Origin of the sequence: Aliiglaciecola sp. 3_MG-2023 (genome assembly GCF_030548205.1) — a bacterium.
Classification (GTDB): Bacteria; Pseudomonadota; Gammaproteobacteria; order Enterobacterales; family Alteromonadaceae; genus Aliiglaciecola.
The window spans coordinates 28,044-50,071 of the sequence record NZ_JAUORV010000017.1 but is presented as its reverse complement, the minus strand read 5'-3'; the positions used below and the strand labels follow the sequence as shown (position 1 = coordinate 50,071).

General features: G+C 41.1%; 28 protein-coding genes. 12 read left to right on the top strand and 16 right to left on the bottom strand.

Annotated elements, in window-relative coordinates:
• Positions 1–22 precede the first annotated feature (22 nt).
• From mgtE to Q4574_RS17535, 12 genes are all read right to left on the bottom strand, one after another.
• Complete coding sequence (gene mgtE / locus Q4574_RS17590) at positions 23–1,381, bottom strand: magnesium transporter (protein ID WP_303475964.1); 1,359 nt, start codon at positions 1,379–1,381, stop codon at positions 23–25.
• Positions 1,382–1,477: 96 nt separating this feature from the next.
• Positions 1,478–1,753 carry an HPr family phosphocarrier protein gene (locus tag Q4574_RS17585; protein WP_303475961.1) on the bottom strand — a complete coding sequence of 92 codons (276 nt, stop codon included), beginning with the start codon at positions 1,751–1,753 and terminating at the stop codon, positions 1,478–1,480.
• Positions 1,750–2,595 (bottom strand): RNase adapter RapZ, encoded by an 846-nt coding sequence (gene rapZ, locus Q4574_RS17580; RefSeq protein ID WP_303475958.1) that lies wholly within the window; start codon positions 2,593–2,595, stop codon positions 1,750–1,752. Before rapZ ends, Q4574_RS17585 begins: the two co-directional genes overlap by 4 nt.
• Entirely contained in the window at positions 2,592–3,038 is a 447-nt protein-coding gene (ptsN, locus tag Q4574_RS17575) for a PTS IIA-like nitrogen regulatory protein PtsN (protein ID WP_303475955.1), read from the bottom strand. The genes rapZ and ptsN overlap by 4 nt, the downstream gene beginning before the upstream one ends.
• An 18-nt stretch (positions 3,039–3,056) precedes the next feature.
• Positions 3,057–3,344 carry a ribosome hibernation promoting factor gene (hpf, locus tag Q4574_RS17570; RefSeq protein WP_216049721.1) on the bottom strand — a complete coding sequence of 96 codons (288 nt, stop codon included), beginning with the start codon at positions 3,342–3,344 and terminating at the stop codon, positions 3,057–3,059.
• A gap of 28 nt (positions 3,345–3,372) precedes the next feature.
• Positions 3,373–4,851: an RNA polymerase factor sigma-54 gene (locus tag Q4574_RS17565; RefSeq protein ID WP_303475952.1), complete on the bottom strand. Its 1,479-nt coding sequence runs from the start codon at positions 4,849–4,851 to the stop codon at positions 3,373–3,375.
• 61 nt (positions 4,852–4,912) lie between these two features.
• A complete protein-coding gene (lptB, locus tag Q4574_RS17560) occupies positions 4,913–5,638 on the bottom strand; it encodes an LPS export ABC transporter ATP-binding protein (RefSeq protein ID WP_303475951.1) in 726 nt (241 codons plus the stop codon).
• Positions 5,638–6,210 (bottom strand): lipopolysaccharide transport periplasmic protein LptA, encoded by a 573-nt coding sequence (lptA, locus tag Q4574_RS17555; RefSeq protein WP_303475948.1) that lies wholly within the window; start codon positions 6,208–6,210, stop codon positions 5,638–5,640. The genes lptB and lptA overlap by 1 nt, the downstream gene beginning before the upstream one ends.
• The gene (gene lptC / locus Q4574_RS17550) at positions 6,197–6,757 is read right to left on the bottom strand and encodes an LPS export ABC transporter periplasmic protein LptC (protein WP_303475946.1); all 561 of its coding nucleotides are present in this window, start codon (positions 6,755–6,757) and stop codon (positions 6,197–6,199) included. Before lptC ends, lptA begins: the two co-directional genes overlap by 14 nt.
• Positions 6,754–7,308: a 3-deoxy-manno-octulosonate-8-phosphatase KdsC gene (kdsC, locus tag Q4574_RS17545; RefSeq protein WP_303475945.1), complete on the bottom strand. Its 555-nt coding sequence runs from the start codon at positions 7,306–7,308 to the stop codon at positions 6,754–6,756. Before kdsC ends, lptC begins: the two co-directional genes overlap by 4 nt.
• Positions 7,308–8,276 carry a KpsF/GutQ family sugar-phosphate isomerase gene (locus Q4574_RS17540; RefSeq protein WP_303475943.1) on the bottom strand — a complete coding sequence of 323 codons (969 nt, stop codon included), beginning with the start codon at positions 8,274–8,276 and terminating at the stop codon, positions 7,308–7,310. Before Q4574_RS17540 ends, kdsC begins: the two co-directional genes overlap by 1 nt.
• 16 nt (positions 8,277–8,292) lie before the next feature.
• Positions 8,293–9,249 carry a calcium/sodium antiporter gene (locus Q4574_RS17535; RefSeq protein ID WP_303475940.1) on the bottom strand — a complete coding sequence of 319 codons (957 nt, stop codon included), beginning with the start codon at positions 9,247–9,249 and terminating at the stop codon, positions 8,293–8,295.
• A gap of 460 nt (positions 9,250–9,709) precedes the next feature.
• On the opposite strand from Q4574_RS17535, the gene Q4574_RS17530 reads away from it, so the two are divergent.
• From Q4574_RS17530 to murA, 7 genes are read left to right on the top strand one after another with little or no spacing between them, the layout of a single operon-like run.
• On the top strand, positions 9,710–10,507 hold the full coding sequence (locus tag Q4574_RS17530; protein WP_303475938.1) for an ATP-binding cassette domain-containing protein: 798 nt from the start codon (positions 9,710–9,712) through the stop codon (positions 10,505–10,507).
• Positions 10,507–11,283 (top strand): lipid asymmetry maintenance ABC transporter permease subunit MlaE, encoded by a 777-nt coding sequence (gene mlaE / locus Q4574_RS17525; protein ID WP_303475936.1) that lies wholly within the window; start codon positions 10,507–10,509, stop codon positions 11,281–11,283. The genes Q4574_RS17530 and mlaE overlap by 1 nt, the downstream gene beginning before the upstream one ends.
• Positions 11,284–11,293: 10 nt before the next feature.
• Positions 11,294–11,761, top strand: coding sequence for an outer membrane lipid asymmetry maintenance protein MlaD (mlaD, locus tag Q4574_RS17520; RefSeq protein WP_303475935.1), 468 nt, complete (start codon positions 11,294–11,296; stop codon positions 11,759–11,761).
• A gap of 25 nt (positions 11,762–11,786) precedes the next feature.
• The gene (locus tag Q4574_RS17515; protein WP_303475933.1) at positions 11,787–12,434 is read left to right on the top strand and encodes an ABC transporter substrate-binding protein; all 648 of its coding nucleotides are present in this window, start codon (positions 11,787–11,789) and stop codon (positions 12,432–12,434) included.
• The gene (locus tag Q4574_RS17510) at positions 12,435–12,758 is read left to right on the top strand and encodes a lipid asymmetry maintenance protein MlaB (protein WP_303475931.1); all 324 of its coding nucleotides are present in this window, start codon (positions 12,435–12,437) and stop codon (positions 12,756–12,758) included.
• A gap of 28 nt (positions 12,759–12,786) precedes the next feature.
• On the top strand, positions 12,787–13,044 hold the full coding sequence (locus Q4574_RS17505) for a BolA family protein (RefSeq protein WP_303475928.1): 258 nt from the start codon (positions 12,787–12,789) through the stop codon (positions 13,042–13,044).
• 11 nt (positions 13,045–13,055) lie between these two features.
• The gene (gene murA / locus Q4574_RS17500) at positions 13,056–14,315 is read left to right on the top strand and encodes a UDP-N-acetylglucosamine 1-carboxyvinyltransferase (protein ID WP_303475925.1); all 1,260 of its coding nucleotides are present in this window, start codon (positions 13,056–13,058) and stop codon (positions 14,313–14,315) included.
• Here murA and Q4574_RS17495 read toward each other — a convergent pair.
• The 4 genes from Q4574_RS17495 to Q4574_RS17480 form a co-directional block, all read right to left on the bottom strand.
• Complete coding sequence (locus Q4574_RS17495; protein ID WP_303475923.1) at positions 14,308–14,775, bottom strand: hypothetical protein; 468 nt, start codon at positions 14,773–14,775, stop codon at positions 14,308–14,310. The genes murA and Q4574_RS17495 overlap by 8 nt on opposite strands.
• 75 nt (positions 14,776–14,850) lie before the next feature.
• A complete protein-coding gene (locus tag Q4574_RS17490; protein ID WP_303475922.1) occupies positions 14,851–15,858 on the bottom strand; it encodes a trypsin-like peptidase domain-containing protein in 1,008 nt (335 codons plus the stop codon).
• A 177-nt stretch (positions 15,859–16,035) separates the two neighbouring features.
• A complete protein-coding gene (locus Q4574_RS17485; RefSeq protein WP_303475920.1) occupies positions 16,036–17,400 on the bottom strand; it encodes a DegQ family serine endoprotease in 1,365 nt (454 codons plus the stop codon).
• A gap of 258 nt (positions 17,401–17,658) precedes the next feature.
• Entirely contained in the window at positions 17,659–18,093 is a 435-nt protein-coding gene (locus Q4574_RS17480) for a DUF1043 family protein (protein ID WP_303475917.1), read from the bottom strand.
• A 110-nt stretch (positions 18,094–18,203) separates the two neighbouring features.
• Between Q4574_RS17480 and zapE the strand changes: the two genes are divergently transcribed.
• The 5 genes from zapE (at position 18,204) to Q4574_RS17455 (ending at position 21,986) form a co-directional block, all read left to right on the top strand.
• Positions 18,204–19,310, top strand: a complete 1,107-nt coding sequence (gene zapE / locus Q4574_RS17475; RefSeq protein WP_303475915.1) for a cell division protein ZapE — start codon at positions 18,204–18,206, stop codon at positions 19,308–19,310.
• A 65-nt stretch (positions 19,311–19,375) separates the two neighbouring features.
• Positions 19,376–20,101: a YebC/PmpR family DNA-binding transcriptional regulator gene (locus Q4574_RS17470; protein WP_303475912.1), complete on the top strand. Its 726-nt coding sequence runs from the start codon at positions 19,376–19,378 to the stop codon at positions 20,099–20,101.
• 314 nt (positions 20,102–20,415) lie between these two features.
• Positions 20,416–20,637, top strand: coding sequence for a hypothetical protein (locus Q4574_RS17465; protein WP_303475909.1), 222 nt, complete (start codon positions 20,416–20,418; stop codon positions 20,635–20,637).
• 79 nt (positions 20,638–20,716) lie between these two features.
• Positions 20,717–21,169: an Rrf2 family transcriptional regulator gene (locus Q4574_RS17460; protein ID WP_303475907.1), complete on the top strand. Its 453-nt coding sequence runs from the start codon at positions 20,717–20,719 to the stop codon at positions 21,167–21,169.
• A 160-nt stretch (positions 21,170–21,329) separates the two neighbouring features.
• Positions 21,330–21,986: a peroxiredoxin gene (locus Q4574_RS17455; protein WP_303475904.1), complete on the top strand. Its 657-nt coding sequence runs from the start codon at positions 21,330–21,332 to the stop codon at positions 21,984–21,986.
• Positions 21,987–22,028: the final 42 nt, after the last annotated feature.

Sequence of the window (22,028 nt, the reverse complement as noted above, 5' to 3'; positions counted from 1 at the left end):
TTAATAATTTTATCTCCAGTGACTAGACAAGCAGCAAGGTGGCAGTGCCTAAAAATGCAAAAATACCGACCACATCAGTGATCGTGGTTAAAATGACGCTTCCAGCAAGGGCTGGATCAATTTTTAATTTTTTCATCACTAGGGGGAGCGTAGCCCCAGCTAGTCCGGCAGCAACCATATTTATCATCATTGCGAATGCAATCACGCCACCTAACATCCAATCTTGTTTCCAAATGGCGATGACGGAAGCGATTAATATTGCCCAAACTGCTCCATTTAGAAAGCCAATGGCCAATTCTTTACTTATTAGCCACCTTGAGTTATCGGTGCTTACATGACCTAGAGCCATGCCGCGAATAACCAGTGTTAAAGTTTGATTACCGGCAACTCCCCCCATACTCGGGACAATGGTGTTTAAGATGGCTAATACCGCCATCTGACTTAAGGTCGCTTCAAACAAGTCGCTTACCGCCGCGGCGAGAAGGGCCGTGACTAAATTAACCGCAAGCCACACAGAGCGACGCTGAGTACTTTGCAGTACGGGTGCAAAAGTATCTTCTTCATCATCTAAACCGGCCATACTCATCATGGAATGTTCAGCGTCTTCACGAATAATATCCACTACATCGTCAATAGTAATTCGCCCTAGTAATTGTCGATTTGAATCGACTACTGGGGCGGACAACCAGTTATAGCGTTCAAATAATTTGGCTACGTCTGTTTCAGCCATATCAACTGGAATGGCCTCAGCTTCCTCATCCATAATATCTTCAATACTGGAATCAGGTAATGCGGTGAGAAGCGCTGTTACAGGTACAGTTCCAATGAGGGTGTCATTTCGGCTGACCACATAAAAAGTGTCAGTGCTTTCGGGAATTTCGCCTTTGAGTCGTAAATACCGCAAAATTACGTCAATATTCACATCAGAGCGCAGGGTAATGGTATCGGTATTCATGATGAACCCGGCTGTGTCCTCGCCATATGACAGGGCCTTTTCCGCTCGCTGACGGTCTTGTTCATCCATGGACTTGAGAACGTCTTTGGATACGGAATGCGGCAAACTGCTTAAGGTTTCCGCTAAGTTATCAATCTCCATATCTTCAAGGGCATCAACCACTTTATCGGGAAGCATTTGTCCGATAATACCGTTGCGCACATCTTCGGATAGCTCCTCTAAAACATCACCATAAAAATCGGCGTCTAACATTTCCCATAGTTCGGTTCTAGACTTGCTCGGGGATGATTCTAGGAGTAGAGCGATATCACAAGCGGGCAAATCGTGAATGGTTTTGCGGACATGCATAAACCGGCCACTGGCCAAGGCTTTATTGATAGCCTTCAATTGACGTTGTGCGTGCTTAACCTCTAATGCTTCAGCCATGGAGTACAGCTCGATGAAAAAACTACTATTATGAATAGTTTAGAGGGTTACGGGCGACAGGTCAGCAATTATTTGCATAACTTGAAAACTGACGTGTTATTCGTTTTCGTGAAATTTTTCTACAATGAGCTTTTCAATCGCCGCCAGAGCCGGTTCCGCGTCTACACCTTCACTGATAACTTGGACTTTTTTGCCTTGAGAACTTTCCAACATCATCAAACCCAACACACTATTTGCCGATGCTGATTTTTCACCTTGAACTAGTGTTACTACAGCGTCAAATTGGTTGGCTACTTTGACTAATTCGGTGGCTGCTCGTGCATGTAAACCTAGCTTATTGACGATAACAATTTGTTTTTCGAAGCGGTTCATCGGTTTAACTCTCGGTGTCTAATTTGCACATCAGGGTGAGAAGCTGAAAATGTTTTTGCTAATGATTCGGCAACATAAACTGAGCGATGTTGTCCACCGGTGCAGCCTATTGCGACTGTTACGTAACTACGATTATTTCTTTCTAAATGAGGAAGCCAGGTCGAGATGAGGTTTTGAATTTGCCAAATAAATTTCGTTACTATTGGCTGGGAACCTAAAAATATCTCTACTGGTGAATCTAAACCCGTCAAATGTTTCAAATCGGGTTCCCAATGGGGGTTAGGCAAAAAACGTGCATCAAATACGTAGTCTGCATCTTTGGGTATGCCATATTTGAATCCAAAAGACTCAAATACTAAAACCAGCCTAGAACTCTTTTTGCCTAATATTCGTTCTCGCACTAACTCCGCTAATTGGTGAACTGAAAGCTTGTCAGTATCTAAATATAAGTCAGCACGTTCTGCGATAGGAGCTAATAATTGACCTTCCGCTTGAATCGCATCTGAAAGGGATTTGTTTTGACGTGACAACGGGTGCAGTCTGCGGGTTTCGCTGAAACGTTTAATTAGCATGTCATCACTGGCATCTAAATAAACGATGGTCATATCCCAGTTTGCTGGCAAATAATCAAGAATTTCGACTAGTTCACCAGATACCTTAGGAAGGTTTCTCACATCGATACTGACGGCTACTTGATCATACTCATCCATCACCGTATGGGTCAGGGTGGGCAGAAGATTAACTGGAATATTATCAACACAATAATAACCTAAATCTTCTAAAGAGCGCAGTGCAATAGACTTTCCTGAGCCAGAACGACCACTAATAATAATCAGCTTCATGCAACGATTGCCTCATATAACTGGCTATTGTCTTGTGCGCTGCGGATACGTTTAAGAATCTCTTTGTCACTTAACTTTGTTGCTATGGTTGCTAAGGTTTGCAGATGGCCTGCAGCTTTATCTTCAGGTACTAAAATAGCAAAAAATATATCGACAGGGCAGTTATCTATGGCGTCAAAGTTGATGGAAGGATCACTGGTGATTAATATGGCAACGACGTCTTTTAAGCCGGCTAATCTGCCATGGGGTAAAGCAATACCATTACCGATTCCTGTACTACCCATTTTTTCGCGATTTACCAAACTATTTAAAATGGTAGTCTGATCGATACCGTCAATCTTTTCTGCCGCTATCAGGCTGATAGTTTCAAGAATTCGTTTTTTACTTGTCCCCTGAACTGCACAACTTGTGCAGTCAGAGGAAAGGATGTCTTTAATTTCCATTAAATAATCTAATATAGGTTAATGACGTTTGATTTTTTCCTTGTGCTTGATCACCTGTCGATCAAGCTTATCGATTAATCCGTCAATGGCTGCGTACATATCGTTATGTTCTGAGGTTGCAAACACTTCCCCTCCGCTAAGATGAACTGTCGCTTCAGCCTTTTGATTAAGCTTTTCGACATTGAGAATGACATGGACATTGTTGATGTGATCAAAATGCCTTTCTAACTTTGTAAATTTGTTGTCTACGTAATCTCGCAATGAATCTGTAATTTCTACATGATGGCCAGTAAGGTTAATTTGCATAATTAGCGTATTCCTTCTGTTGTCGAGCCTACAGCAGGCTCTTGCGTTGGTTAGACGGTGGGATCGATAAAGACTCCCGGTATTTTGCTATGGTTCTACGGGCAACCTTTATGCCTTGGTCGGCCAGTAGATCAGCAATCTTACTATCACTAAGCGGCTTCGTTGGAAGCTCGGCAGCAATAAGCTTTTTAATGAGCGCGCGAATCGCCGTGGAAGAACACTCTCCGCCAGAATCTGTTGCCACATGGCTGGAGAAAAAGTACTTCAGCTCGTATATCCCTCTTGGTGTATGCATATATTTTTGTGTAGTAACACGTGAAATGGTTGATTCATGCATATCCACCATTTCTGCGACATCATTTAACACCATTGGTTTCATCATTTCCGGTCCATGCTCGAAAAATCCGACTTGCTGTTGAACAATACAGTTGGCTACTTTTAGTAGCGTATCATTTCTACTTTCAAGGCTTTTGATAAACCATTTGGCTTCTTGCATATGTGAACGAATAAACTGGCTGTCACTGGTGTTTTTAGCGTTGCGGCTCATAGCTGCATACTGCTGATTCACATTCAGTTTAGGCAAGCTATCGGGATTTAACTCTACTTGCCAACGTCCATTTTTCTTCATTACAGAAACATCAGGAATGACGTACTCTGAATCACTTATTATTAACGCGCTGCCTGGGCGAGGGTTCAAGGTTTGCAATAAGCGCATGGCCTCACGTAATTCATCTTCTTTTAAGCGCGTTTTACGCATTAGTGTTCGGTAGTCTTTGCTACCCAACAGGTCTGCATATTCACTGATCAATAATTTAGCTTCATTCAACCATGGCGTATCAGGCGCAAATTGATTCATTTGCACCATTAGACACTCTTGGGGAGTTCTTGAACCGGAACCAATAGGATCGAACATTTGAATGCGTTTTAAAACACATTCAACTTCATCTAGCTCTACATCTTCGTGGTCGAGACTTGCAAGCACATCTTCAGTGCTAATGGTGAGATATCCAGATTCATCGATTGAGTCGATGATTGCAATGGCGATGGCGTTATCAACTTCTGAAAAAGGGGTCAGCCGCATCTGCCATAACAAATGATCTTGTATGTTTTCACTGGTTTCGCCTTGGAAAACTTGATCATCATCCCCGCCGCTACCACCACTAATAGATGCGGGTGCTGAAGATGCACTGATATATTCATCCCAGGTACTATCTATGGGTAATTCGTCTGGTATATCCGCTTTTTCTAACGCTTCGTTAGTGTCAATGGAATCTGAACTTGCGGAAACGGTTTCTTCAGTGAATTTATCATTACTATCTGCTAGAGCGGAATCCCCAGTGGGGACATCAGAACCATCCTCTACTTCCAAAAGGGGGTTGGATTCTAACGCTTCCTGTATTTCTTGTTGTAAATCCAGCGTTGACAACTGCAATAGACGTATCGCCTGCTGCAATTGAGGCGTCATTGTTAGTTGCTGACTAAATTTTAATTGTAACGAGGGTTTCATTTAGTTTTTTTATTCTTACTTGTTTAGCCACAAAGCTTTGGTTAAAAACAACATACCTGTACTATAGCTTGAATTGCTCGCCAAGGTATACATCTCTGACTTGTTGATTATTTAAAACTTCTTCTGCAGTACCAGAAGCTATTAATTCACCATGACTCACAATATACGCTTTTTCACACACGTCTAGGGTTTCACGTACATTGTGATCCGTTATTAATACTCCAATACCTCTGTCACGCAAGTGTTGAATTATTTTTTTTATGTCATTCACCGAAATAGGGTCTACTCCAGCGAAAGGCTCATCCAATAGGATAAATTCTGGTGCGGCAGCTAACGCCCGTGCTATTTCTACTCTTCGACGTTCGCCCCCAGATAAACTCATGCCAAGGCTATTGCGAATGTGATTTATATTAAACTCATCGAGTAATGCATCAGCTTGCTCTTCGCGCTGGTCAGAGCTCAATTCCTTTCGGGTTTGCAAAATTGCCATAATATTTTGGTAAACGGTCAGTTTACGAAATATAGATGATTCTTGGGGAAGATACCCAATTCCTTTTCTAGCCCGAATGTGCATGGGCTGCAATGTCAACGCTGTTTGGTCAATAAAAATATCGCCTTTGTCTAAAGGTACTAGCCCAACAATCATATAAAACGTGGTTGTTTTACCTGCACCATTAGGACCCAACAAACCAACAATTTGTCCAGTAGACACTTCCAAACTAACATCACGAACTACCTGTCGAGATTTATATGATTTAGCTAAATTGGTTGCTTTTAATGTTGCCATTAAGGTTGTTTATCCTGCAACTTGTTAATGTCTTGCTGTTCTGAATTTTTGGATTCTTCGTTTGCACTTTCGTCCTGACGTTTACGAATACTTTCAGGTTGAAAAATAGCGGTAACACCACCTTCTGCATTGCTGTCACTTTCAGCTATTAATTGTTCTAACTCCATATTGAATTGAATGGATTCACCTTTAACAAGGCTGCTATCCTGATTCAATTCAGCTGATCCAACTAAGGTTAATGTTCGATTAGACACTTGGTATTTTATTTCATTGGCAGCAGCACTAATTTTACTGCCATCATCTAGTGTTTGGCTGTATTTTGCGGGTTCCCCCCGAGCAATAAATATTTCTTTACCTTCACCTAAGCCAGCGATAACTTCAACTTCATCCGCGAGAATTTCAAGGGAGCCTTGGGTAATCCTAACGTCTTTTCTAAAAATAGAGGTTTTGGTTTTACCATCAAAAAAGTTTGACTTAGAGTCAACTTTAATCGGTAAATTAAAGTCGTTTTCACCTGCCAATATAGCAGTGCTAAACAGTAAGCTGGTTATTAAGGCGCTAACGAGGCGCATATTGAGTTTGCACATGATTTTTAAGTTCATATTCCTGCGTAGTTAAATTTGCAACAAAGCCATTACTTTTAACAACAAAATCTTTTCCGTTTATCTCAACTGGCTCATCTGACATCATTGTTTTGTCTACCAAATTAATTTCTAAAAATTGTGTTCTAATTGTTTGCACAAATCCAGAATCATCAAGGCTTCTAATTTCTACGTCAGTTTCTAATTGAATGCGATTGTCCTCATAAAGTGTGCCTTCATCTGCTTCTACATGCCAAGGATTTTGTTCATCAGAAACATAGATGGTGTATTTAGGATGGCTGAATAAGGTGAAACCTAGAATTTGATAATGTTCCATTTTAAGGGCGAAAACTTCATGGTTCACTTCGCCATTTTCATTGTAAAGAGTACTGCGCATATTCCTCGCTTGGTAATTTGGCTGCCAAGAATCTTCGCTATTAGAGTTAGTTTGTTCTGTATCTGAACCCATCCACCCTGGTACATATACCATTAAGATTAGCACAAACAAAATGCCAATGCTTAGGGTGATTCGATTCATACACTACTACCGTATATACGATTTAATTTATTATTAGCGAACAAAATAAGGTCACATATCTCTCTCACTGCACCCGCTCCACCTTGTGTTTGCGTGACATACTCAGCCACTGATTTTACGTAGGGGTGACCATTTGGAACACTAATTGATACATTACTTTGTTCAAACATGCCGACATCGGGCATATCATCTCCCATCGAAGCGATATTTTCTTTCTTTAAATTTAACCCATTTTTAAGCTTTTGCACCGCATTTTTTTTGTCCTCGACACCTTGGATTATCAATGACACGCCCAGTGCAGACATTCTATTTTCAACAATGGCAGATTGGCGACCAGTCACGATAGCTACATCAATGCCAATTTCTAACATGGATTTCACACCATAACCGTCGAGAGTATGAAATGCTTTCAATTCCTCACCATTATTACCCATAAAAATGCTGCCGTCTGAGAATATGCCATCGACGTCACATACGAGTAATTTTACTTTGCTGAGCTTGTTAATGAAATGGTTGTTAACTGGCCCATAAAGCGTTTCAATAATCGCCACTATACCACTCCAGCTTTAAGCAACATGTGCATATTTAATGCACCCACAGGCTTATTTTCACGATCTACTGCAAACATTGAATTGATACTGTATTTCTCCATTAAATTTAACCCTTCAACCGCTAACATTTCCGGTCGGCTTGTTTTACTATTTGTTGTCATAACATCAGAAACTAGGGTTTCGTGGATATCAACCCTATCATCAAGAATTCGGCGTAAATCGCCATCGGTAAAAATTCCAACTAACTTACCTTCTTTGTCAGTAATGCCAGTCATTCCTAAGCCTTTTTTCGATATTTCGAACAATGCATTACGCACCGTTTGATTAAACTCCACTAAGGGTAACTCATCTCCAGTATGCATGATATCTGCAATGGTTAGTAACAATCTACGACCTAAACTTCCGCCAGGGTGAGATAAAGCGAAATCAGCAGAAGTAAAACCGCTGGCATTGAGCAGGGCCACGGCTAAGGCATCTCCCATGGCTAAAGTAGCGGTAGTACTGGCGGTGGGAGCTAACCCCAAGGAGCACGCTTCTTGTTCAACCTTAATACAAAGAACTTCGTCTGAGTATTTCCCTAAAGAACTTTGTTTACTATTGGTCATTGAAATAATAGGGACTTCCAATCGTTTGACCACGGGAATTAAATTGAGTAACTCTGCGGTTTCACCGGAATTAGAAATGGCTATCAAAACATCTTGGGGACTAATCATGCCTAAATCTCCATGATTAGCTTCTCCTGGATGCATAAAAAACGCAGGTGTGCCAGTACTGGCCAACGTAGCCGCAATCTTATGGCCAATATGGCCTGATTTTCCCATGCCGGAGACAACTACTTTTCCCTTGCACTTTCGAATAATTTGGCAGCTTCTTGCAAAACTTTCATCAATATATTGTTGTAACTGCAAAACAGCCTGAGACTCGATTTCTAAAACTTTACGTGCTGATGCAATATAATCTGAAGACACAACCAGTTCCCTTTATTTAAAAAAACAAGAAGGCGCAATAAGCTAGATAACAACCAACTAAGGCTATACCTTCCCATCGGTTGATTTGCCTTTTACCGCGTATATTAAAACTAAAAATAATCAGTAATACGGTCACGATTAACATGGCGTACATGTCTCGTTGAGCGACATTTGCGTCGATAATACCCGGTGCCAAAAGACCAGGCATCGCCAACACAGCTAAGATGTTGAAAATATTTGAGCCAATAATGTTGCCCAACACAAGATCGTCTTCTCCTTTAAGCACTCCTGCGATGCAAGCTGCTAGCTCTGGGAGGCTAGTACCTAGGGCTATGATTGTTAATCCAATAACCAATTCACTCATCCCCATATATCGTGCAATATGAACTGCTGAGTCAACCATAAAATGCGCACTCAAGGGTAAGAAAATAAGGCCTAAAATTACCCAGAATATGGCTTTTGAGGCGGGCACTCCGCGGGGAACTTCATCTGCGGTTTCTGTATGTAGAGGATCGTTTTTCTCAGCACTTAAGGAAATCCAAGTTAAGCCTCCTATGGTTAAAAAGAACAAAACGATTAATATTACACCTTCAATAACACTCAAGTGACCATCTGCTAGAAAGTATACCGCCAGCAAGGTAACCGCGAGCAAAACAGGAAGTTCACGTCTAATGGTGCTACTGGATACCATTAAAGGTTTGAGAATGGCAGTAATACCTAATACTAAGGCGATGTTGGTAATATTAGAACCGATTGCATTTCCAACTGCGGTATCTGGGTTGTTACTCAAAGATGCGGTTGCGGAAACAACGATTTCCGGTGCTGAAGACCCCATTGCTACAATTGTTAGTCCAATTATCATGGGGGAAACACCGATGTTGGTGGCGAGCGCTGAAGCACCATAAACAAATTTGTCAGCGCTCCAACTTAATGCTGCCAGACCTGCTATAAAAATAAGGAATTCTAATATCACTTGACTATTTCTTTAAAAAACAATGATATGATTATCGCAAAATACATATGTAATTCCTAATGTCTTTACAATAATAATTAACGCCGCCAGATAATAACCTACTATGCTTATCTTAACGTGCCATTACTTTGTATTCTTCCAGATTAACAAGACCTTTATATCACTAAATGTTGAGGCCGATCTTGTAAAATCAAGGTTAAATATGTCGTACCTATTATAATACAGCACCATGATTACAATTTGCTTGGTGTTACGCTTTGTTACAAATCGAAGTAGTTAGTCAACATCCTTCTTAATCTATACTGTTATTATCTATTCAATAACAAAAAGTATATGAGGTTTTAGGTTGATTAATTATTTATTCACCTTGAAAAACGTTAAAATGGCCTCAAATCGTCGCATCGGTTGAAACATTTTAGGTGTTTGTCTTGTCTACTCATCCAGGCCATTCGGAGTTTCGGTGAAAAATTTAATAGAAATAGATAGTTTAACCTTTAAACGCGGTAGCCGTGTAATATACGACAATATCTCGTTGCACATACCAGAAGGTAAAACCACTGCGATAATGGGTCCTAGTGGTATTGGCAAAACAACACTACTAAAATTAATAGGTGGACAGTTGCGTCCCGATAGCGGTGATATTCAATTTCGAGGGGAATCCATTCCAGGTATGTCCCGCAAACGATTGTTTCATGTGCGTCGTCAAATGAGTATGTTGTTTCAAAGCGGGGCATTGTTCACCGATATCAGTGTATTCGATAATATTGCTTATCCTTTGCGAGAACACAGTAATTTGTCTGAAGACCTGATTAAAACCATTGTGTTGTTGAAACTTCAAGCTGTGGGATTGCGCGGTGCGGTTAATTTAATGCCAAGCGAATTATCAGGTGGAATGGCTCGTCGTGCAGCCCTCGCTCGAGCAATCGCTTTAGACCCTGAGTTGATATTGTACGATGAACCCTTTGCTGGGCAAGATCCTATTTCCATGGGGGTTTTGGTTAAACTGATAAAAGAATTAAATAACGCGTTGAATTTAACCAGTGTGGTCGTTACCCATGATGTAAATGAGGTAATGAGTATTGCTGATCACGTTTACATTTTGGCCGAAAAGAAAATTATTGGTTCAGGAACGCCAGAACAAATTAAACAAAGTGATTCAGCGTTAGTTCAACAATTTTTACGTGGTGAAGCAGATGGGCCTGTGCCATTCCATTATCCTGCGAAGTCGCTGGAGCAAGAATTTTTAGGGGTGAGTTAGTGGATTGGTTAGCGAAACTTGGACAATCAACATTGGAGCGTTTTGCGGCCATTGGGCGCGCGACGGGGATGTTGTTAGGCGCACTATTAGCAGCCCCGCAAATTAAAAATATCTCGTTAACCATTAAACAAATTTATGTGGTAGGTGTGCAATCACTTTCCATCATCATTGTTTCTGGTTTATTCATCGGCATGGTAATGGCTTTACAAGGTTATACTATCTTGGTGGATTATGGGGCAGAAGGTAGTTTAGGGCCAATGGTTGCCTTGTCTATTTTGCGAGAACTTGGGCCAGTTGTAACTGCTCTTCTTTTTGCCGGGCGAGCGGGCTCAGCTTTGACAGCTGAAATTGGTTTAATGAAAGCCACTGAGCAGCTGAGTAGTCTAGAAATGATGGCCGTTGATCCCTTGCGCAGAGTCGTCGCACCACGACTTTGGGCTGGTTTAATATCAATGCCTATGTTAACTCTGATTTTTAGTGCCGTAGGTATCCTAGGTGGACACCTAGTTGGCGTAGAATGGCTTGGTGTGGATGTGGGAAGTTATTGGTCAATTATGCAATCTACGGTGGAATGGAACGAAGATGTGATGAATGGTGTCATTAAAAGTGTTTTCTTTGCATTCGTGATTACTTGGATAGCTATTTTTAAAGGGTATGATTCAGTGCCTACATCAGAAGGTATTAGTGCAGCAACGACACAAACAGTGGTGTATTCGTCATTAGCTGTACTTGGATTAGATTTTGTTTTAACCGCAATTATGTTTGGAATAGAGTGAGGAAATAAGCATGACATCAAGGAAAGTTGAAGTATTAGTTGGATTGTTTGTTGCCCTGGCAATTGCTGCCTCGTTAATGTTAGCACTTAATGTCGCCAGTCAAGGTACTGTAGGGCAGGGCGATACCTATACCCTGTATGCGAAGTTTGACAATATTGGTGGTTTAAAAGAACGTTCTTCGGTGAAAGTAGGTGGAGTAGTGATAGGTCGAGTAGAAAAAATCGCGCTCGACCCAAAAGACTTTACTCCCGTAGTTACCTTAAATATCTCTACTGCATATGACCAGTTTCCTGAAACGAGTTCTGCCTCTATTTTAACGTCAGGTTTATTAGGGGAGCAGTATGTGGGATTTCAACCAGGCTTCACTATCGATGATATCGAGAACTTAGCCGACGGCGATTATATTGCTGATACTAAGTCAGCTTTGGTATTGGAAGATTTAATAGGCCAATTTTTATTTAGTAAAGGCAGTGACTAAACTGCCAATCTCGTTGGGAATAATTATGAGAAACAGATTTTTGATAAAGTTAGCGTCAATCGCATTATTGGTGGTTGGACTGAGTGCCAATGGGCAAACCATTGATGAAACGAACCCTTACAGCATGGTAAAAGATGTTGCGAGTCAGACATTCGACCGAATTAAACGTGAAAAACAAAAAATCACTGAAGACCCAGAAGTGTTGCGTGCCATTATGAAAGAAGAATTGTTACCCCATGTGGATTACAAATTTTCTGCGTTTAAAGTATTGGGAAAATACGTCACTAAAGCTGAAAAATCACAGCTACAGGAATTTGTCGCGGTTTTCAGAGAATATTTGGTAACCACCTATGCTGTGGCTATGGGTTATTACGATGATCAAACCGTCGTGTTTGAACCTGAGTCTGATTTTGAGAATGAGCGTAGCGTTACCGTCCGAGCCATCGTCAAAGACGGCGAACGTCCTGATATTAAGATTGCGTTTAAAGTCAGAAAAGACAGAAAAACCAATGAGTGGAAGGCCTACGATATGGTTGCCGAAGGCATTAGCATGTTGTCTTCGAAGCAAAGTGAATTCGAAAGTATTCTACGCCAACAAGGGATCGATAAAGTTATTGAGCTAATGCGCGAAAAAATTGAACAACCAATTTCACTTGAAAAGAAAGAGGCTTAAGTGACTGAGCAATCTAACCTTGTTGAGGTTACTTCATCCGATAACGGCGTATTTCATTTAAAAGGTGATTTAAATCGTGAAACGGTGATGAAGTGCTGGCCGCAGCAAAAAAACGAGATTCAATCTAGTCAGGCCAATGGGAGCAAATTAAAGGTAGATTTTGCTGAGGTGGATCAGGTTGATACGGCTGGGCTGGCTTGGGTTATGGAATTGTCTAAAAATTGTCAATCCGCAAATGTCGCGCTGGAATTGCTTAACTTGCCCGAAGGATTAATAAAACTAGCTAATTTAAGCAACGTTAATCGTATTTTGTCGATACAATAGCCGAAATTTATAAAGTGAAAGAGAGCAAATGGATAATCAACAAATAGCAGCCCTGCTTAAAGAGCAGTTAGAATTAAGCGAAGTTCATGTAACAAGTGAAGGTTCGCATTTTCAAATCATCGCAGTGAGCGACAAATTCGAAAACATGAGTCGAGTCAAAAAACAGCAATTCATTTATGGCCCATTAAAAGAGCAGATTGCTGATGGCACCATGCATGCCATTTCTATAAAAACCTTTTCTGAAAAGCAATGGCAACGTGAACGTATGTTCAACGTGCCTCAATAATTTTATAAATCATGGATAAACTTAGTATCAATACCAGCCTCGGCCTGCAAGGAGAGGTGGTGATTTCTGGCGCAAAAAATGCGGCTTTACCCATTTTGATGTCTTGCATATTAGCTGACTCATCTTGTTTTTTCGATAATGTTCCAAATCTCAGAGATATCAATACCAGTATCAAGTTATTGGCTGGTTTGGGAGTTAAAGCCAAACGCCACGACAACCAAGAATTAGAATTGGATGCAAGTCAAATAGACAATATGACCGCTTCATATGAACTGGTTAAAACCATGCGTGCATCGATTCTTGTGTTGGGCCCTTTGTTAGCCAAATACGGTAAAGCGAATGTGTCTTTACCAGGTGGTTGTGCCATTGGAGCGCGTCCGGTGAATTTGCATCTAGAAGGTCTAAAACAGATGGGTGCGAATATCAGTGTTGATGCTGGATATGTTCGCGCAGAAGTAGAAGGGCGCCTTAAGGGGGCTCACATCTTTATGGATATTGTGAGCGTAGGTGCAACTGAAAATTTGATGATGGCCGCTACTTTGGCTGAAGGGGAAACTGTCCTAGAAAACGCTGCACGGGAGCCTGAGATCGTCGATTTGGCCAACTGTTTAAATCGCATGGGGGCAAAAATAACTGGAGCGGGTACTGATAGCATTAAAATTGTTGGCGTGAAACGTTTGCAAGGGTGTCACTATCGGGTTTTACCCGACAGAATTGAGACTGGGACATTCTTAGTTGCTGCGGCAGTAACCGGCGGCAATATTCGTTGTGTCAACGCGGCTCCCCATTGCTTAGACGCGGTATTGTCTAAACTAACTCAAGCTGGCGCTGAAATTGAGACTGGCGAAGACTGGGTGTCATTGAATATGCATGGCAAGCGTCCTCGAAGTGTCAATATTAAAACGGCTCCTCACCCTGGATTTCCCACCGACATGCAAGCACAATTTGTAGCGTTAAACTGTGTCGCGGAAGGAAACGGTGTGGTCACGGAAACGATATTTGAAAACCGATTTATGCATGTCCCTGAATTACAACGGATGGGGGCTAAAATATCCCTTGAGACTAATAACGCGGTGTGTGAAGGGGTAGAGCAACTCACTGGCGCTCAGGTGATGGCAACGGATTTACGGGCCTCGGCTAGTTTAATCATTGCAGGTTTAGTGGCAAAGGGGGAAACCATCGTTGACCGTATTTATCACTTAGACCGTGGTTACGAACATATTGAGACCAAATTGACAAAATTGGGTGCGAATATCAGGCGTTTTAGTTAGCCAATATTGGACTGATCATTTCAAAAGCGAAGATGACCGGTACCACTAATACCATCAACAATAACAGTGCAGCAACAGAGATCACGAAAACCCGCCAATTAGATTGGAAGGTGAATGAATCATTTTCGATTATTTGTGGCTTGCTGCACTGGTATTGAATGCTTAGCTGTCGAGCAGCAACACAATAAGCTACGGGCAAGACGGTGTTTGGGAAATTATCGGGAATAAGTGGTAACAAGCAAACAAAGATAAAACATAAAGATAAACCCCATATTAAGGTTTTTTGTGCCTTATCAAATTGATTTAATCCTGTAAAATTCTGATATAAAAAATATACCGCCGCAAGGGGACCACCGAAAAATGCGCCAACTGTAATTTGATTTGGCGAGTACATGGGAATGATTTTAGCAGCTGCTAATGTGCCTATATCACTTTTGGGTGTACTGTAAGGGTTGTCCATGTTGATTATTTTCCCTGTTAAGTATGATGGCTAGATAAATTGTTCATTCGACCCCAGCTATTTGCCCTGCGGGTTTTAAGAGCTGGCTTCACCTACGGTGACTTTAATATTCATCACTTTACCATTGCGGGAAATAGATAAATCTAACTCTTCACCAGGACGACTCTTGGCAATCATGTCAAATGTCTGATCTAAGGTTTCTAATTCCACTTGATTCATGGATAGGATAATGTCGAATTGTTGCAAGCCAGCAAGCTCTGCAGGCCCTCCTGAGGCGACCTCGGTCACAATGATACCTGCTACATTAGGATCGATACCGCCGGTAAAGCCAAGTTGTCCATGGGTAGCTTTACCATTTTCGATTATCTCATCCATAACGCGACGAGCCAACGTATATGGCACTGCGAAAAAGATCCCGTTTACGTCTATTACTCTGCGTTGACTATCTAATGTTTTGAAGTTGGCGTTATTTATTCCGATTAATACGCCGTTACTATCGACCAAAGCGCCACCTGAGTTACCTTCGTGCATTACCGCATCGGTCTGAATAAATTCTCTAAAATTTTGGGTGATAGTGTGACCAGAGCGGCTAATAATACCTTGGGTAATTGTTTGCCCAATATTCAGGGGATTACCTATGGCTAAAACCACATCTCCTACCCGGGTTTGTGGATCTTCAATTTGCGGAATAACTTGCAGATTATCAGCCGTTATTTTTAGCACAGCTAGGTCGGTAAGTTCATCGTATCCTGCCAGTTCTGCGGTCACGCGACGACCATCAGGAAGGCCCACAATGGTGCTTTCAGCGTTTTGAATAACATGCCAGCACGTGAGGATATAACCGCTTTCGGTCATAATTACGCCTGAGCCTAAACTGGTACGGCTAACCTGTCGACGCCTAACAATATCAATACTACTGCTATAGATGTTGACGACAGCGGGGGCAGAGCGACTTATCGCGTCATAATAACTTTGTTTTTCAGGTTCAGATTCACTGCGATTAAACACATCGAAACTCAGGCCACTACCTCGTCTTAGTTCTGGCACTAATACTAATATAAGCGCTGAGATGATTAATCCCAAAGCTACGGATTTTGTTAAAAATTGGAGCCAGACTGGTATTTTCACGTGGTAGATCAAGTTAAATGACTGATTATTAAGAGTAACACTGAATAATCATTGATGGTAGGTATCTTGATAGGATAAAAGCATAACAGCCCTATATTTTTCGGACTGTTATGCTTTAAAAAGTGACAATATTTAGCGAATGACTAAATACAACGAAGTTTTACCACGTTGAACGTTAAGGGCTATAACGCCATCAGATTCGTCCATTTGTCTGCGTAAATCCGCCACAGTAGTGACTCTCGCTCTGTTAACACCCACGATTACGTCACCATCTTGCAAACCGATACTGGCTGCAGGTGAACGATTTTGAATATCGGAGATAACGACGCCGTCATTGCCGCGAGCTGTTTTTCCGTTAGTTAAAGTTGCCCCCTCTAATGCTGGGTGAATTTCACGCGCTGCAACCACTGCTCCTGTCGCATCACCTAACGTCACTTCGATGTCGCGGGACTTACCTTTTCTTAAAATGGTTAGTTCCACTTCAGTTCCGGCTCCCATAGTGCCTATTTTTGCACGCAACTCTTGGAAACTGGTTACGGCTAGACCATTAATGTGAGTGATTATATCACCTGATTCAATGCCACCTTTTTCGGCCGCTGAATCAGGGCTGACTTCACTTACAAATGCGCCTTTATTAACATCAAGATTCATTGCATCAGCTAATCCAGCATCAACATCTTGGCCAATAACACCTAACAGGCCTCGACGCACTTCACCAAATTCAATAATTTGATCCACTAAACTTTTCATCATGTTGCTTGGAATGGCGAAGCCAATTCCAACATTGCCGCCGTTTGGTCCAAAAATAGCTGTGTTGATACCAATTAGCTCACCACGAAGGTTCACCAACGCACCACCAGAGTTACCTCGGTTGATGGCCGCATCAGTTTGAATGAAATCTTCGTAGCCACCGATATTGAGGCCAGAACGTCCTAAAGCACTGACGATTCCCGATGTGACGGTTTGATTAAGACCAAAAGGGTTACCGATGGCAACAACAAAATCACCAACCCTTAATTTATCAGAGTTAGCCAAAGGAACCGCGTGTAAATCTTTTGCTTCAATTTGCAGCAACGCGATATCACTTTGTGCGTCAGCACCAAGCTTCTTAGCTTTTAATTCTCTTCCATCGGTTAATTTAACGGTAATTTCGTTGGCGTTGTCGACCACATGGTTATTTGTTACCACGTATCCTTGTTTTGCATCAATGATGACGCCAGAGCCCAAACCTTTAAACGGTCTTTCCTGAACTTGTTCGTCGGAACCACCAAAAAAGTGACGGAACATTTCCGGGACTCGTTGCCTTGATACTTGGGTACCTTCCACTGCGATGCTGACAATAGCTGGGGTGGTTTCTTCTAACATAGGTGCTAGGGTTGGCACCTCGTTTTTGTCTGAAGAGAAGAATGGTAAAGCGGCATTAGCCGACATACCTAAAGAGGCCGTCCCAACAATAATGGCGGTGGTAAGTACTAAACGATTAACAACTTTTTTCATCGTAGATTTGTCTCCAAAGAATTCAACTAAAAATCAAATTAACGTAGTTAACCTAAACTCGGGATAAGAAGCGTTACCTAAAAAGACTCTTATTGCCATTCATCAATGCTGTTGGCTTAGCCAACAAGCTCAAAGAGTAAGGCCTCTATAAACATACGGCTGTAAACAAAAAAGATAAATATCGAGTTACCCTACTTATCCCTAGTTTAGGTCATTTAATCAAATGACCTAACATTGGTGTGCAAAGTTCAGATTAAATTACTTCTCGTCGACGACTTGCTTATTTTTTGCGTCAGTGAACAATCCCGTGCGTTCGCCAGAAAAGTCTTTGGGTTGAAACTCTGTGTTTTCCGACTTACGTTTGTGTTTAGATTGTTGATGACCAATGTAAACCGATGCTTGTTCACCAAAGTAAGTAAGCTTATCGTCGTCATCCGATTGACTTCTTTCTATTGCACTTTCAAACGCATCCAACTGTTCTGATAAGCCTTCACACTGATTTTGTAAAGCAGTCACAATATCGCGAGTTTGATTGATGTGATCAGAAGCGTTTTGCGCCATAATTTCTTTCGCTGTATTCTCATCCTGTTTCGAAGTTTGCTGCGCTAGTTTTCGTTCAACAAAGAATTTTGATATAAAAAAACCAAAAATGATGCCTACAACTAATAGCAATAGCCCTACTATCCAGTCCATAATGTCTCCAAATTATATTAATGCTTTACTTAATCATACTCGCTTAGCAAACTATGCGGACAATTTTTTTTTGATCAAGATGATTTAGTAACAATTTTTAATATTAGCGGATGTATATGAAAACGCCTTGGGAAAAATACCAACAGGATCTGAAAGACCCTGAATTTCATTTCGATGCCGCTCAAGAGAATGCGGTAAAAGAATTACAACGACTTTTTGAAGAACTAACACAGCCCAGAAAAAAACTGACCTGGCGAGTCAAGCTTGCGAGTAAGTTTGGAAAAGGGATGCATAAACCAAGCATCCAAGGTGTCTATTTTTGGGGTGGGGTAGGTCGTGGTAAAACTTATTTAGTTGATACCTTTTACGATTGCTTGCCGTTCAAAAATAAAATGCGCATTCACTTTCATCGATTTATGCATCGAGTCCACGAAGAGCTCAAATCCCTCGGTGGTAAAAGTGATCCTCTTAAAATCGTTGCCAATATCTTCGCCAAAGAAACCAAAGTCATCTGTTTTGATGAATTTTTTGTGTCAGACATAACCGATGCAATGATTTTGGGAACCTTGATGGAAGAGCTTTTTGCCAGGGGAATATGTTTGGTTGCGACTTCTAATATTATTCCCGATGAACTGTATCGCAATGGTTTGCAGCGCGCACGATTCTTACCCGCGATTGAACTAATAAACCAAAATTGTCGAATAGTGAACGTAGATTCTGGAGTTGATTATAGAATGCGGACCTTGGAGCAGGCCGAAATCTACCACTATCCGTTAGACAAAGTAGCGAATCAAAACTTAGATAAATACTTCGCCCAGCTCTCCCCTGAAATTGGTGGTGTAAAACGAGACATTGAAATAGAAGGGCGTAAAATTCCTTCTTTGAAAGATGCAGATGGCATAGTTATGTTTGAATTTAGGGCTTTATGTGACGGTCCTCGGAGTCAAAACGACTATATGGAGTTAAGCCAATGTTACCATACAGTGCTACTTGCCAATGTGGAGCAAATGGGCAAAGAAATTGATGATGTCGCGAGAAGATTTATTGCAATGGTTGATGAGTTTTATGAGCGAAACGTGAAGTTAATCATTTCTGCAGCGGTTCCAATGGAGCAACTTTATAGCCAAGGACAGCTTAATTTCGAGTTTCAACGTTGCTTAAGTCGATTGAAAGAAATGCAGTCTCACGATTATTTAGCAACACAACATTTGCCCTAGACCCACTACTCTAGGTAGAATTCATTGAATAAGTTATTAATTTCAGATTAAAGAGCTCAAATATAATGGGAAGAAAGTTCGAAGTTCGTAAAGTCTCTATGGCAAAAACAGCCGGAGCAAAAACTAAGGTTTACTCTAAATACGGTAAAGAAATTTATGTTGTAGCGAAAAACGGTGGAACCGATCCTCAGGCAAACTTGTCCCTACGACGACTTATCGATAAAGCCAAAAAAGACCAAGTGCCAAGCCATGTAATTGATAAAGCAATTGATAAAGCCATGGGTGGTGCGGGTGAAGATTATGTCCCCGCACGATATGAAGGTTTCGGTCCAGGTGGTTGTATGGTTATCGTTGATTGCCTTACCGATAATCATAATAGAACGATCACCGATGTTCGTAATTGTTTTACCAAAACTGGCTCAAAACTAGGTGTTGAAGGAACCGTTGGACACATGTTTGATCATCAAGCTGTTTTTGCATTTAAAGGCGACGATGAAGATGCCGTATTAGAAGTGCTAATGGAAGCCGATGTTGATGTGACCGAGGTTGAATGTGAAGACGGCGTTGTTACTGTGTATGCTCCTCATACTGAATTCAACAGCACACGTACCGCATTGACTGAAGATAATGCTGATATTGAATTTGAAGCTGAAGAAATCACCTTCATCCCACAAACAGAGTCAATTGTAAGTGGTGAGGATGTTGCTGTGTTTGATAAATTTATGGATATGCTAGAAGACTGCGATGACGTTCAACACGTTTACCACAACGCAGTTGTAGAGCGTGATTAATATACACGTTAATCTGTTTACTGAACGATAGTCACTTATCTAATTAGTGGTAAAAATGCCCTCATATTTGCAGGGCATTTTTGTATGTATGGAAAACTCATTTTTTAGTACTCCATGTGGTTATAAGGTAATTTAACCCACTTAACTTCTTGATTGAAAGTCCCATCATAACCTTTGTCAAAAGACGCGAATCCCATTCCCTTAATTGATTCTCTTTTTTCACATTTATTGTCAGTATTAAAGGCTTAACAAGACACCCATGATAGTGGAGAGGAGGCTTAACGTGACACCCATGTTTAGCCAAAGGGCTTAACATGACACCCATGTTTAGCCATACTGAGTGCACCAAAATCTGTACCGTCTGTGCCGAGCAATTTAAGCAAGCTAAAACCTTCGCCGGTATCCAGGGTGATGCGAAAGATGCAATAGTCAATTGTATGAAGGCTATGTCTGCCAATGAAGATGGTCGCAGGTCCCCACTATTTAATCAGATAGGTCTGTTACAAGCTAATTTGAACACCGAACTATTTAAATAAAAGGTGCATTTAGGATGTGTATTTATTGTTTTGTAGCATGTAAACTAATCCCATGGTTTTATTTTTTTAAGTGTATATCGTGAAAATAAATACGTTTACTAATTTTACTTATCGCGCTTTGACTTATATGGCTCTCAAGGAAAATGAGCTTGTTACTACAATGGAAATTGCAAACGCATATGCAATTTCATACAACCATTTGAAGAAAGTAATGACGAAGCTCGCTGAATCTGGATACATAACAGGAATAAAGGGGCGAAGCGGTGGGTTTAAATTAGCTAGACCAAAAGAAGCGATTAATCTTGGGGAAGTATTTAGAATGACCATTGAAAACGTTGCAATAGCCGAATGCTTTGCATCACCAACCAATCAATGTGTAATTTCTCCAGATTGCAAATTGCGTCATATTCTTCAAGATGCAACCTCTCGTTTTATTGCCGAACTTGACCAATATACCTTGCTTGACTTAGTGCAAGGTAGAGAAGGTGCGCTAGCTTATCATCTAGAGCTTGATGTTATTAATGTAGAATAATTAGCATTCGTTCGTCACTCAGCTGCTGTTATTTCCTTAGTTCCTACTAATCGTAAAAATCGATTAGAAGAATCGAAAAAATATAATTTAAAAGTATATCTAAAATGCCTATTATTTAAATGTGGATTTGATATACCTATTTAATATTTTGGAGATTATTATGACAACTGAAACTCAAGCGCTAGCTACCGTAACTTTCCCGCAGTTAAACAAGCCAGCACCGGACTTTAATGCAAAAACGACTCATGGCCAGCGTTCTTTAGCTGACTATAAAGGTAAATGGTTACTTCTTTTTTCACATCCAGCAGATTTTACACCTGTGTGTACAACTGAATTTATTGGATTCGCGAATGCGGCCGACAGATTTTCTCAAATGAACACAGAGTTACTTGGTTTGTCAATTGATAGCATCCACTCTCACATTGCTTGGATGCGTAATATTAAAGAAAATTTTGGTGTAACTATTCCATTTCCAATTATTGAAGACCTGTCAATGCGAGTGGCTAAGTCTTACGGCATGGTTCAGCCAGGCGCTAGCGATACGTCAGCAGTACGCGCTACCTTCATAATTGACCCAGAGGGCATTTTACGAGCAATGCTTTACTACCCAATGAGTAACGGTCGGGCAGTTGACGAATTTATTCGCTTGGTAGATGCGTTGCAAACGAGTGATGCTAATAGTTGTGCTACACCGGAAAATTGGAAACGTGGAGAAGAAGTTATCGTTCCTCCTCCGCACACGTTAGAAGACGCTAACTCCCGTGAAGGTCAAGGCTATAACTACGTTGATTGGTACTTTAGCAAAAAAGCACTTTAAATTAGTAACAACGACTATCTAAAAGCAGAGTGAAGCGGCGTT